This is a genomic window from Streptomyces sp. NBC_00435 (assembly GCF_036014235.1).
In the GTDB taxonomy this organism is placed as follows: Bacteria; Actinomycetota; Actinomycetes; order Streptomycetales; family Streptomycetaceae; genus Streptomyces.
Genome location: NZ_CP107924.1, coordinates 6,582,839 through 6,595,441, shown reverse-complemented (window position 1 = coordinate 6,595,441; position 12,603 = coordinate 6,582,839). Strand labels below are relative to the sequence as shown.

Below are 12,603 nucleotides of genomic sequence, written 5' to 3'. Positions count from 1 at the left end.
TCCTCCTGCAGGAGGGACGGGGGCCGTTCGGTGGTGCTGGACCAGCCAGATGGGACTAGGCGGACAGCTCGTTGCGGATCGCGGTCGGGGCGTGGCCCTGCTCGGTCGCGAGCTCTTCGAACTCGGTGACGTCGCTCATGTCGACCGTCTTGCTCATCGAGATGTTGGTGATGCGCTCGAGGATGGCCTCGACGACGACGGGAACCTGGTGCTCCTGGGCCCACTTCTTGGCCGTCTCGAAGGCCTCGCCCAGCTTGTCCGGGTCGGTGACGCGGATCGCCTTGACGCCCAGGCCCTCGGCGACCTTGACGTGGTCGACGCCGTAGACGCCGAGCTCCGGGGTGTTGATGTTCTCGAACTCGAGGTTGACCTCGAAGTTGATGCCCAGGCCACCCTGCGCCTGACGGATCAGACCCAGGTAGGCGTTGTTCACGAGGACGTGGACGTAGGGGACCTTGTGCTGCGCGGCGACCGCGAGCTCCTCGATCATGAACTGGAAGTCGTAGTCGCCGGACAGGGCGACGATCGGGGTCTCGGGGTCCGCGGTGGCGGCACCGATCGCGGCCGGGATGGTCCAGCCCAGCGGGCCGGCCTGGCCGCAGTTGATCCAGTTGCGCGGCTTGTAGACGTGCAGCATCTGCGCACCGGCGATCTGGGACAGACCGATGGTGGTGACGTAGCGGGTCTCGGGGCCGAAGGCCTTGTTCATCTCCTCGTAGACGCGCTGCGGCTTCATGGGGATGTTGTCGAAGTGCGTGCGGCGCAGCAGCGTGGCCTTGCGCTCCTGGGCGGAGGCGGCCCAGGCGCTGAAGTCGGGCAGCTTGCCCTCGGCCTTGAGCTCCTTCGCGATCTCGATGAAGAGCTCCAGGGCCGCCTTGGCGTCCGAGGCGATGCCGAAGTCCGGGGCGAAGATCTTGCCGATCTGGGTCGGCTCGATGTCGACGTGGACGAACTTGCGGCCCTTGGTGTAGGCCTCGAGGTTGTAACCGGTGTGACGGTTGGCCCAGCGGTTGCCGATGCCGAAGACGAAGTCCGACTCGAGGAAGGTCGCGTTGCCGTAGCGGTGCGCGGTCTGCACACCGACCATGCCGGCGGCCAGCTCGTGGTCGTCCGGGATGGTGCCCCAGCCCATGAGGGTGGAGATGACCGGGACGTTCGTCAGCTCGGCGAACTCGACCAGCAGGTCGGAGGCGTCGGCGTTGATGATGCCGCCACCGGCGACGATCAGCGGGCGCTCGGACTCCAGCAGGAACTGCAGGGCCTTGGCGGCCTGGGCGCGGGTGGCGCGCGGCTTGTAGACCGGCAGCGGTGCGTAGGTCTCGGGGTCGAACTCGATCTCGGTCAGCTGGACGTCGATCGGGAGGTCGATGAGGACCGGGCCCGGACGGCCGGAGCGCATCAGGTGGAAGGCCTCCTGGAACACGCCCGGAACCTGGGCGGCCTCCAGAACGGTCGTCGCCTTCTTGGTGACCGGCTTGGCGATCGAGGCGATGTCGACGGCCTGGAAGTCCTCCTTGTGGAGCTTCGAGACCGGAGCCTGACCGGTGATGCACAGAATCGGGATCGAGTCGGCGATCGCGGAGTACAGGCCGGTGATCATGTCGGTGCCGGCCGGGCCCGAGGTACCGATGCAGACACCGATGTTGCCAGCCTTGGCGCGGGTGTAGCCCTCGGCCATGTGCGAGGCGCCTTCGACGTGGCGGGCCAGCGTGTGCGCGATGCCGCCCACGTTCTTGAGCTCGCGGTAGAAGGGGTTGATCGCAGCACCGGGGACGCCGAACGCTTGTTCGACACCCTCGAGCTTGAGGATCTCCACTGCAGCGGCGGCGGCTGTCATACGAGGCATCGAGTTCTCCTGCGGGTCTGGCGGTCAGGCTTTTCCGTAATCCGGAAGTTTTGTTCTGCTATACGGAACAAGCTAAGCGGCGACTCCGCACACGTCAAGGCGGTGCGGCACCCCGGAACCCACCAAAAGCCGCGTCTCGGTCGGTGAGTTGTACGAAGAACCAGGTCTCGACCGAAAATCGGCGGTCCGCCCGCCCCGCCCGTGGCAGGTGGTGGACCATGGGCCTACGCACAGCGATGAAGGGGGTCCAGGTCTCATGGCGGATGCGGTACCGGTGCGCTGCCCGGCGTGCCTGCGCGAGAACGGGTACGCCACTCCGGTCTTTCCCTGCGCCTGCGGGAACCCGGTCGTCCCACCGCTGGACCTGACCTCGCCACCCAAGGAGCTGACCCATCGCACCTGGTCGGACAGCTGGGTGGCGGTGCGGTGCGCGGCCTGCGGGCGGGACAGCGAGTGGCCGCACCCGGAGTTGGGCTGCGGGTCCTGCGGGACGGTGGCGCTGATCCCGGTGCACCCGCCGGAGCCGGCGGCGGGCGGCGACGTACGCACTCCCCCGCGCGCGGGGGCCTCGCCGGGGCGGCCGGCCGCGCCCACAGGCCCCGGGGCCGGGCCCGCCTCCGTACCGGCGCCGGAACACGGGGCGGGGGACGACTGGCCGGGGGACGGGCCGGAGAGCGCGCCGGGGGACGGAGCGGAGGACGGACCAGGGCACTCGGCGCTCGACCCGGCAGTGCCGCGGCCCGCGTTCCGCCCGGCGACCATCCGTACCGCCCGGGACGCGGTGGTGACGGCCGCCCTGTACCTGCGCTGGCTCGGCTTCCAGGACGTGCGCCAGCCCGACGGACGGCCGATCCCCTCCGCGGCGGTGGACCTGCGGGCACCCGGCCTGGTCGCACAGGTGGACCCGACCACGGCGCCGGCGGGGCTGCGCGCGGTGGAGTGCGTCTGGCTGAACGGGCTGACGGCCTGCGCGACCAGCGTCTACTTCTCGCTGGCCGGGTACACGCAGGACGCCCGCGCACGCGCGGACGACCTCGGCATACCCCTGTTCGTCATGGACCTCACGGGCATGCCCCAACCGGTCAACGACCCGGCGGACGACCTGGTCGGTATGGGGGCCTAGGCTCGGTGGTATTCCGTGTTTCTGCCGAGGAGACCTTGATGAGCCTGTACGACATCCCGCTGACCACCCTGTCCGACGAGCCGACCAGCCTCGCCGCGTACAAGGGCAAGGCGATCCTGCTGGTGAACACCGCCTCGCAGTGCGGTCTCACCCCGCAGTACTCGGGTCTGGCCCGGCTGCAGTTCGCGTACGAGAAGAAGGGCTTCACCGTCATCGGTGTGCCCTGCAACCAGTTCGGCGGGCAGGAGCCGGGCAACGCCGACGACATCCAGACCTTCTGCGCGGCCGGGTTCGGCGTCACCTTCCCGATGCTGGAGAAGTCCGAGGTCAACGGTGAGAACCGGCACCCCCTCTACCAGGAGCTGGTGAAGACCCCCGACGCCGACGGCGAGGCCGGTGACATCACCTGGAACTTCGAGAAGTTCCTGATCTCCCCCGCCGGCGAGGTCGTGGGCCGCTTCCGTCCGCGCACCGAGCCCGAGGCCCCCGAGGTCATCGCGGCGATCGAGGCGCAGCTGCCGGCCTAGTCGGCGGGCGTAGCCTGACCAGGAACGGATCCGGACCGGGATTGCGGACCGGGATCCGCATCCGGACCAGGACCAGGTACGGGGCTGCGGGCGCGCAGCCCCGTACCGCTCCCGGTGCAGGCTGATCCGGCGGTCAGTTCACCTCCCGCTCCAGACCCGACCAGTACGGTTCGCGGAGCTTGAACTTCTGGATCTTGCCGGTGGCCGTACGCGGGATGGTGGCGCGGAACTCGACCGTCGTCGGGGCCTTGTATCCCGCCAGCCGCTGCTTGCAGTGGGCGATGATGTCCGCCTCGCCCGCGTTCTCGCCCTCGGCGAGGACCACGAGGGCCTTGATCGTCTCGCCCCACTTCTCGTGCGGGACGCCGATGACGGCGACCTCGGCGACCGCCGGATGGCTGAAGATCGCGTCCTCCACCTCGATCGACGACACGTTCTCGCCGCCGGTGATGATCACGTCCTTCTTCCGGTCGGAGATCGTCAGGTGGCCGTCGGCCTCGTCGAGCGTGCCTCCGTCACCGGTGTGGAACCAGCCGTCCTCCAGGGCCGCGCCGGTCTCCTCCGGCTTGTCCCAGTACCCCTCCAGTACGACGTTCGACCTGGCCAGGACCTCACCCGTGCCGGACACCCGCAGTTTGACCCCGAGCGCGGGCAGTCCGGCCCGCGACAGCCTGCGCGCCCGTTCCTCGGCCGGCAGTGCGTCGTCGGCGGGCCGCGTCCGGTTGAAGGTGAGCAGCGGCGACGTCTCGGTCAGACCGTAGATCTGCGTGAACTCCCAGCCCAGCTCCTCGCCGATGCGCTGGATCGTCCGGCTCGGCGGCGGGGCGCCCGCGCAGACGATGCGTACCCGGTCGCGGCCCGGGATCTCGCCCTCCCAGGTCGCGGCGGCGTCCAGCACCGTGTTCCAGACAGCGGGCGCGCCGCACATCAGCGTGACGCCGTGCTCCTCGACCCGGCGCAGGATCTCCGCACCGTCGACCTTGCGCAGCACGACCTGCTTGACCCCGAGCCCGGCCATCACGAAGGGCATGCCCCAGCCGTTGCAGTGGAACATCGGCAGCGTGTGCATGTAGACGTCACGCTCCCAGGCCCGGGTGTGGAGGCCGAAGGTCAGCCCGTTCACCCAGATGTTCCGGTGCGTGAGCTGTACGCCCTTGGGGCGGGCCGTGGTCCCCGAGGTGTAGTTGATGGTCGCCGTGGCGTCCTCGTCCGGGTGCGACCAGGGGCGCGGCTCCACGCCGAAGCGCATCAGCTCCGTGTCCGTCCCGTGCCCGAGGACGAAGCGGTGGCGCGCCTTGACGGCGGACAGCGACTCGTCCAGCTCGGGGTCGACCAGCAGGACGGACGCCCCGCTCTGGCGCACCACGTACTCCACCTCCTCGGGCTTGAGGCGGAAGTTCACCGGCACGCAGACGCGTCCGCTCATCGGCACGGCGAACAGCAGCTCGAGGAGCCGAGCGGAATTGTGGCTGACGACCGCCACGCGCTCGCCCTCGCCGACACCCAGCGCGTCCAGGCCCGCCTGCCAGGCCCGTACGCGCTCGCCGAGCCGTCCGTACGTCGAATCGGGGACCGGCGGGCCGGGCTGGTCCGGCTCGTCCACCACGCCCGGACTGGACGAGAACCCCAGCTCCGCCCGGTCGAGGAAGTCCGTGACGGTCATGGGAATCCGCATTGCTCTCTCCTTGTGTCCGCTGTCCTGGTACCCGGGCGGCCGGGCGGCTCGGCATCCCGGTCGTGCCAGGCATCGTGCCGTGTGGGACGTACGGGCCACCAGGGCCCTGCCGGCCTCCTTGGCCCGGTCAGGGCTTGATCGCCCCGAACCGGACCGAGCCGCTGGAGCCCTTCCCGCCCTTCTCGCCCTTCCCGCCCTCCTCCGTCCCCTCCGTCATGTCGGTGACGAGCCGCTCCCCCTCGGCCACGATCTCCGCCCTGTTCGTCCTGGAGGCGGCCGAGAACAGCTCGACGGTGAGCGTGGTTCCGTCCAGCTTCCAGAGCCCGGCGAGGAAACCGTCGAGCAGCAGGGTGCAGTGGGCCTGGTTCCCCGACCAGGTGCGCCCCTTGAGCCCGGGGTCGATCACCCGGGTGCGGTCGGCGTGCGAGAGGAGCAGGTTGTCGAACTCGGGGAGGAACCTCGGCGGCGCCGGCTGGTCGGCGTCGGGGCGGGGCGCGTCGGGCAGGTCGAAGAGTTCGACGCCGTTCTCGTCCTGGAAGACGGCCAGCCCGGGCCGGAGCCGCTCGAAGGCCTCGCGCAGCCGGGTGAGCCCGGCCCAGGTCTGCATGTCCTTGACCGAGGCGGGCCCAAAAGCACCGAGGTATCGCAGCACGGCACCATCAATCCCCTGCGCCTCGCCCACCCCCTGCGCCTCGCCCACCCCATTCGCACCGTCGCCCAGGTCGCCGACCCACTCCCGCAGGGTGGTGAGCCGCACCTGTCCGCTCCTCCCCCACACCCCGCGCGGGGTGACCTGGACGAGCGGCAGTCGGCAGCGCGCGGCGACGGACAACGACTGCGGGTCGGCGTCGGGCCACTCCTTCAGCAGCTCTTCCCGTATCTCCCCCATGGTCCGCGGCTCGGCCTCCACGAAGGCCCGCGCGAGCTCGGCCAGCCTGTCCAGGTCCACTCCGACCAGGCCCTTGCGGAAGTAGTTGATCTCCCGGTCGCGGGCGGGCTGGACGAGAGGGCGCAGGACCAGCGCGTCGGCGGCCGTGTGGGTGTGGATGGTGGAGCGCATGGTGACGATCCGGACCGCCTGCCGGGACTCCATCAGCCCGGCGAGCTCGGCGGGCCGGAATCCGGCGAGGCGGGCGTGGAGCTGGAAGTAGGGCGGCTTCACGTTCTGGGCCTGCAGGCCCAGCAGGTGCCGTGTGGCGTCCGTCGCGGACATCTCGGTCCGGTTCAGCAGCAGCTGGCGGGCGAGCGTGGCACGGTTCAGCGAACGGGTGTCGAGGACGGGACGCGTGGTCTTGGAGGCCATGTCTGCAACGTAGTGGCCCATGCGGACACCTTCTGTCCGCAACTCCGGCCCGGCCGCAATGGCCCGGCCGCAATCCCGGCACGGAGGAGGAATGAACCCGGGGACCTTTCACCCGGATATCCTGCCCCTTGCCCGTAAACACCCGTTCGACCGGGAGCTGACCTGCGATGTCGGAGCGACCAGACCACCGCCCCTCGCCCCCGAACTCGCCCGCGCCCGCGAAGCGGGCGGGATGGCGCCGCCCGGCCGCCCCTCCCACGACTCCCCCGGCCGCACCCCCGCGGGCCCCGAAACCGGCTCCGCCGGCCCCCAGCGCCGCGGACCACCGCAGCGTGATCGACTCCGCGGTCTACCGCGACGGCCTCCGGGTCGCCTCCCCCGCCACCCTCGCCGAGACCTTCCGCCGGCTGCGCGAACAGCCCGACGGCATGGCCTGGATCGGCCTGCACCGACCCACCGAGACGGAACTCCACTCACTGGCCGCCGAGTTCAACCTCCACCCGCTCTCCATCGAGGACGCCCTGGAGGCCCACCAGCGGCCCAAGCTGGAGCGCTACGGAGACACCCTCTTCGTCGTCCTGCGCGCCGCCCGCTACCTGGACGCGCTGGAGGAGGTCGACTTCGGCGAGCTCCACATCTTCGTCGGCCCCGACTTCCTGATCACGGTCCGCCACGGCGCAGCCCCCGACCTCTCGGCCGTCCGCCGCCGCATGGAGGAGTCCCCCGAACTCCTCTCCCTCGGCCCGGAAGCCGCCCTGTACGCGATCCTCGACGCGGTGGTCGACGGATACGCCCCGGTCGTCGAGGGAGTCCAGATCGACATGGACGAGATCGAGACCGAGGTCTTCAGCGGTGACCCGGAGGTCTCCCGCCGTATCTACGAACTCTCCCGCGAAATGGTCGAGTTCCAACGCGCCACCCGCCCCCTGGTCGGCATGCTCCACAGCCTGATGGCCGGCTTCGCGAAGTACGGCACGGACGAGGAACTCCAGCGCTACCTCCGCGACGTGGCCGACCACGTCACCCACACCAGCGAACGCGTGGACGGCTTCCGCCAGGCCCTCACCGAAATCCTGACGGTCAACGCCACCCTGGTCTCCCAGCAGCAGAACGCCGAAATGCGCGCCCTGGCCGAGGCCGGCTTCGAACAGAACGAGGAGATCAAGAAAATCTCCTCGTGGGCCGCCATCCTCTTCGCCCCCACGCTGGTCGGCACGATCTACGGCATGAACTTCGAGGACATGCCGGAGCTGAAGTGGGCAGGGGGCTACCCTTTCGCAATCCTGCTGATGGCAGTGGTCTGCGTGAGCCTGTACGTCATCTTCAAGAAGCGCGACTGGCTGTAGCTAGCAGCCCTTCTCCGTTGATCAATTTCGCATTCGCGAGCGACCCAAATGGCCACTTCCGAGGGCCTGGGGGGAATCTGGGGGGAATCCACTCCGCTGGGGAGCAAGCCACTTCACCCTCACCTGCCGTTCCCCACGTCTGATGCAGCCCGACCCCAAGCACCCCACCCCCGGGGAACATCACCGAGAGTAAACCCCATCGCGCCCGGTGGCTGCTCCGGCGACGACGCCATCGGCATGGGCGGCGATACAGCAGGGCCCCGAGGGCAGGGGGTGGTCGACCAAGCTCACCGCGGACGAGGAGTGCGGATGACGCTTTCGGGTGGGAAGTGCTCCGCCCCGACGACTTCGAGGGCGTGGAGAATCCGAATCCTGAGGTCGGGCATACCGCGGAGCGGAGTGAGGTCTACGCGCCGGCAGCCGAGGTACGCCCAGATGGTGATGTCTTGAAGCCCGGGGAACTTAGCGCGAACAAGGGCAAGGTCGTCGCCGCTTCTCCACTGACCCAGATACAGCTCGGTGATCTGAGGGCAAGTCGGGATCTGTTCGAGCATGAACAAGCCGGCGTTGTTCGCCAGAATGAGGTCGCGGAGCTCAGGCAGCTCGACCATCGCTTGCGGCAATCCCTCGACGGGGCCGGATAGGTCCAGCCGGTTGAGATTGGGCCAGCTTGTGATGCCGCTCAGAGTGAGCTGTGCACAGGCATTCGGTCCAAGCGCCAGACGCGTGAGGTCTGCGCCGGTGGGCAGTGCACCGAGATCGTGGTTTGGCAATTCCATGCTAAGGCCGAGTTCACGGAGTCCGGTCAGATCCTTAAGGTCTTCGAGCCGGGCCGCCCCGCAGCCATGGAGCTCGATTACGTCGACAGACAGCTCGGCCAGGGGCTTCAGACCCGCGACATTCGGGCACTGGAAGAAAGCGATCCGTTTCAGTCCGGTGTACGAGTGTAGGAAGTCCAGATCCCGAAGGGTCGGGTTCCTGTGAATGTTCAGCACTCGGACGTCCGCCTGCGTCCAAGGGGTTGTCATCTCGGCACCGGAGAAATCCCCGATGAAGGCGACATGGTCGAGCGACGGCAGATGGTGCAGCTCCGCCAGCTCCTCCCGTGAGCTGATAGTGACAGCCTCAAGGTGGGTCATGTGCGCGAGGACTTCGTGGGCATAGTCGTGGGCGTCGAAGCTCTTCCAAGCATTGGACAGGGCCCACCATGCCGGATAGCTCGTGCGGAATTTCTTGAGCAGCGTCAGGGCAGCATCGCCACCGATGAGTTCGGCGGTCTTCACAACCGCTCGCGCTTCGTCTTCTTCGAGGCCCTCAGGGCCGGGGAGGACGTCGAGGATGACGGGGCCAACCGCGGCGAGGGTCCTGGCCTCCTCCTCGCTGCGTGGGGGGACAAGGGCCTTGGCGCGTTGCTCGACTTCCTGGCGTATTTCAGGGTCGAGTTCCGTGGCGTACTCGAGGCAGGCTGTCGCAAGTAGATGCAGGCGGGTGCGGTGCTTCTGAGTGCGGTCACCGCGGGCGATGAGGCGGCGCAGAAGGGTCGTGCGTTCGTTGGGACGGGCATGGGCGACGGCCATGCGCACGACGTCTTCCCACTGGTCGTCGTGAGCGTTGCGTACCAGGAGCGGGATGTCGCGAGCTTCGATGGCGGCTTTGGCTCCAAGGAAGTCCTGGAAGGTGCGGTGGACGAAGTCGATCGTCTCGGCCGCAGGGGTGCGCAGGAGACCAGAGCGGGCGAGCAGATGTGCGAGCACGTCGGCCGCGTCGCCTTGCTGGGCAAGGTTCGGCATGGCAGGCAGAGCGTCGTCAATTAGCGCGAGTGCCGTTTCTCGGTCTAGTTCGGTCTGGCCGTTGCGGACGAGCCAGTAGGCCAGACGTTGCAGGAGCTGGATGTTCTGGTGCTCGGTGACTACGAGGTTCTCGGGGGCGTCGATGTCGCGTTCCCGGTCACGGCGGACCAGCAGGAGCGACAGGGCCGCTTCGTAGAGCTCCATACGGCCGTGAGGGAGGTGGCCCCGCCGGTCACGGTTCAGCGCGCAGACCAGGGCACAGAGCAGTGGAGTAGTGGCAAGGCGGGCGAGGTCCCGCTGGGAGCGCACGGTGTCCTTCAGTGCCTCTTCCAGAGCGGCCAGGTGCTCAAATTCCTGCCCTGGGTCCGCACTGGCGCGCGCGGCTGTGTGCCAGCGGGTGACGAACACCGCCACGTCACGGGCGCTCATCGGCCGGACGGTCAGTTCGGTGAATCCATGCCCTGCCAGCCACCCCTCCGGGACTGCGGATGGCCGAGTGGTCACCACGTAGGTCGCGCGCGGAAAGGCGGCCAGCAGTTCACGGAGCCACTGCTGGGCCTGAGCTCGCTGGGTCTGCGGAATCTCGTCGAGGCCGTCGATCAGCAGCAGGGCCCGCCCGTCATCCAAGACTCGGTCGGTCCAGCCCTGCGGCTGAGCTGCGTGCAGCGGGCAGCCGACCGCCCTCAGGTACTCCTGGGGCCCGGGCAGATCACCGCCGCGCACCAGCGTCCGCAGCGGCAGCATGAACGGCACAAGCCCCTTCAAGTTCGCCAGTTCGACGGGCAGGTCCTCCCGGGCAGTCGCGAGGGCGAGCCACTGCAGCAGGGTGCTCTTACCTCCCCCCGCCATCCCTCGCACCAGAACTCGACGGAGGCCGGCCAACGCCTGCTCAGCCCGCTCGGTCTCCATCTGCGCCCCGGAGCCCACTGACGAGGCTAATCCCGAGTCAGCACTGAAACCGGCACTCCCGCCCTGGCCGACGGCCCGCGTCGACGTGGCGAATTCGAGGCTCAGGTAAGAGGCGTCCAGCGGCCACGACGCCCTCTCCGGGCGGGAGAGATCGAGCCCGATGACGGATAGCTGCCCGTGCCGCTGCTCCACATACCGCCTGTACCGCCCTTCGAACCGCGCGTCCACGTCCCCGTCGAGGCCGTTCTTGGGGGCCTGCTGTCGGGGCGGAGCCAGGACAGCAGGTAGCGCTTGGCGACGCAGTTTGAGCAGCGGGCCGGCCTCCGCGCCCAACGCCTGCGCCAGCGCTCCGACGGTGGCCTCACTGGGCACGGTAGGGCCGTTCAGCGCCTTGCTGACGGTCGTGTGCCCTAACCCCGCCCGCAACTCCAGCCCCGACATCGACAACCGGCGCTCGGCCCGCAACTGCCGCAACTGCGACTTCAGTTCCTCCAGCCCGTCCCGCATACCCCGGTGCTCCCCCTCGGCCAGTCCCGGCTTCTCGGTATCGACTCGTTCATCTTCGTTCACCCGAATGCCGCTGAACGCCGATCCCCGCATCTTCCTTCCACCGAACACCCGCCACGGAAGGAAAGATCTCATGCCCCTGTCGCCGACCACCGCGATGCTGCTGACCCTCGCTCTGCTTGCCGCCGTCCTTCTGGCGCTGTTGGCCGCCGTCGGTGCTGGCCTGCTGACCCGCATGGACGGCGCTTCCACGCCGACCGCCTTGCTGCGGGCCGGCGTCGCCTTCGGCAGCACGCTCACCCTGATCACGGCCGTACTCGCCGTGGGGATCAGCGTGCTGAGGTAGCCGAGTCCGCCAATGCGACGACCCACGAGACCTACACGCCGGGCGTACCTAAGGCATGACGAAACGGGTGGCACAGGATGCGCTGTGCCACCCGTTTCTCATGCCGCGGTGAGGTTCTCTGGGACGTACTGGGGAGCCACGCCAAGCAGCGCATCGACGGCCGCTCGTCCCTTGCCACCAGCTTCGGGCATGAAGTGGGCGTAGTGGTCGAGGGTGATGGTCGGGCTGGAACGGCCGAGCCATCGGGCGAGGGTGACGACGGATTCACCGGCTTCGAGGATGATCGAGGCGTAGGTGTGCCGGAGGACGTGGCAGCCGTCCTTGCGAGATGCCTTCCAACGCTTCCCCTTCTCCCGAAGGGGGATGACGCCTGCCTTCGCGAGGGCGGGCTTCCATACTTCGTCGTTGAACTGTCGAGGAACTCTAGGCCCTGTGGGGTGGCGACAACTACGACCTCCCAGGCCCGTTCCTGCGCGACCGTGATGAGTTTGCCGACATCGCCTGCGATCCCGGCCGCGCGCATAATGACGTACAAGAAGGGCTTGAGCTGCGGCTCAGTCACAGGGCGCTCCCAGTCGGCGGCTGAAGTGGTGGAACTCTGGCAGCGTACGACGGCCGCCTCGGGCAACGAGAGCAGCTCTGCGTCGATGCCTCCCGACCGCCGCCGGCGCTCTGCCCCTCGCGGTCCGGCGGGGCTCAGGGAGGGTTGATGGTCACAGTGGTCAGCGGGTGCTGCCCCAGGCGCCAGTGCGCGGTCCGGGGGCCTGTCGGCCTCCTGAGCGGCGGTGGGCGGGTTCGGGTACGTCGCGCAGCAGCTGGGTATGTTCGTCCGGACATCGCGGGTGAAGCCGACGCGCTCGATCACCGTCTCGACCTGCTCGGGGGTGAAGCGGGCAGCTACCTTCGAGCCGGCGCCGTCGATGAATGGCACGGTCACGCTGTAGGCGAGCCGGGTGGCTTCCGGGGTGCCCTGGACCAGGTTGCGGCGCCTGTCGGTGGGGTGGGGCGTGCGGGTGATGTAGCCGAGCTTCTCCAGCCGGTCGAGCATCGTGGTGACGCTGCCGGCGGTCAGGCCCATCCGCGTACTGAGTGTGCTGGGCGCGCTCTCCTCCTGGGACAGCAGGAATTCCAGGCAGCGCAGATCCGTCTCGTTGGCGCCCAGCCGGGGAGCGAGTTCGCGGTCGTAGTCGTCGATCGCGGCCTGGTGGTTCTGCACCGTCGTGCCGAGGCG

The 12,603-nt window shown here is 68.8% G+C and carries 8 protein-coding genes and 3 pseudogenes; 4 read left to right on the top strand and 7 right to left on the bottom strand.

Translation table 11 applies throughout. The annotated features are described in order from the left end of the window. Positions 1-55: 55 nt before the first annotated feature. Positions 56-1,837 (bottom strand): glyoxylate carboligase, encoded by a 1,782-nt coding sequence (gcl, locus tag OG389_RS29815; protein WP_328304193.1) that lies wholly within the window; start codon positions 1,835-1,837, stop codon positions 56-58. Between the two features lie 265 nt (positions 1,838-2,102). Between gcl and OG389_RS29810 the strand changes: the two genes are divergently transcribed. Both OG389_RS29810 and OG389_RS29805 read left to right on the top strand, forming a co-directional pair. After that, positions 2,103-2,969, top strand: coding sequence for a hypothetical protein (locus tag OG389_RS29810; RefSeq protein ID WP_328301546.1), 867 nt, complete (start codon positions 2,103-2,105; stop codon positions 2,967-2,969). Between the two features lie 38 nt (positions 2,970-3,007). Then, complete coding sequence (locus OG389_RS29805) at positions 3,008-3,496, top strand: glutathione peroxidase (protein ID WP_328301545.1); 489 nt, start codon at positions 3,008-3,010, stop codon at positions 3,494-3,496. 133 nt (positions 3,497-3,629) lie between these two features. On the opposite strand, the gene OG389_RS29800 is transcribed toward OG389_RS29805, so the two are convergent. After that, positions 3,630-5,171 carry an AMP-binding protein gene (locus tag OG389_RS29800; protein WP_328301544.1) on the bottom strand — a complete coding sequence of 514 codons (1,542 nt, stop codon included), beginning with the start codon at positions 5,169-5,171 and terminating at the stop codon, positions 3,630-3,632. A 127-nt stretch (positions 5,172-5,298) separates the two neighbouring features. Beyond that, a complete protein-coding gene (locus OG389_RS29795) occupies positions 5,299-6,474 on the bottom strand; it encodes a winged helix DNA-binding domain-containing protein (protein WP_328301543.1) in 1,176 nt (391 codons plus the stop codon). Positions 6,475-6,641: 167 nt separating this feature from the next. Here OG389_RS29795 and OG389_RS29790 point away from each other — a divergent pair, with 167 nt between their 5' ends. After that, positions 6,642-7,820, top strand: a complete 1,179-nt coding sequence (locus OG389_RS29790) for a magnesium and cobalt transport protein CorA (RefSeq protein WP_328301542.1) — start codon at positions 6,642-6,644, stop codon at positions 7,818-7,820. Positions 7,821-8,107: 287 nt separating this feature from the next. Here OG389_RS29790 and OG389_RS29785 read toward each other — a convergent pair whose 3' ends face one another. Continuing rightward, positions 8,108-11,119 carry an NACHT domain-containing protein gene (locus OG389_RS29785; protein WP_328301541.1) on the bottom strand — a complete coding sequence of 1,004 codons (3,012 nt, stop codon included), beginning with the start codon at positions 11,117-11,119 and terminating at the stop codon, positions 8,108-8,110. Positions 11,120-11,159: 40 nt separating this feature from the next. Here OG389_RS29785 and OG389_RS29780 point away from each other — a divergent pair, with 40 nt between their 5' ends. Beyond that, on the top strand, positions 11,160-11,372 hold the full coding sequence (locus tag OG389_RS29780) for a hypothetical protein (RefSeq protein ID WP_328301540.1): 213 nt from the start codon (positions 11,160-11,162) through the stop codon (positions 11,370-11,372). Positions 11,373-11,470: 98 nt separating this feature from the next. Here the strand turns inward: OG389_RS29780 and OG389_RS29775 are convergent. The 3 pseudogenes from OG389_RS29775 to OG389_RS29770 form a co-directional block, all read right to left on the bottom strand. Continuing rightward, a pseudogene (locus tag OG389_RS29775) lies at positions 11,471-11,782 on the bottom strand (tyrosine-type recombinase/integrase); the annotation flags it as partial. Beyond that, positions 11,782-11,895: pseudogene (locus OG389_RS36875) on the bottom strand (flavoprotein); the annotation flags it as partial. The pseudogenes OG389_RS29775 and OG389_RS36875, both read right to left, overlap by 1 nt. Positions 11,896-12,414: 519 nt before the next feature. After that, positions 12,415-12,588 (bottom strand): annotated as a pseudogene (locus OG389_RS29770) (MarR family transcriptional regulator); the annotation flags it as partial. Positions 12,589-12,603: the final 15 nt, after the last annotated feature.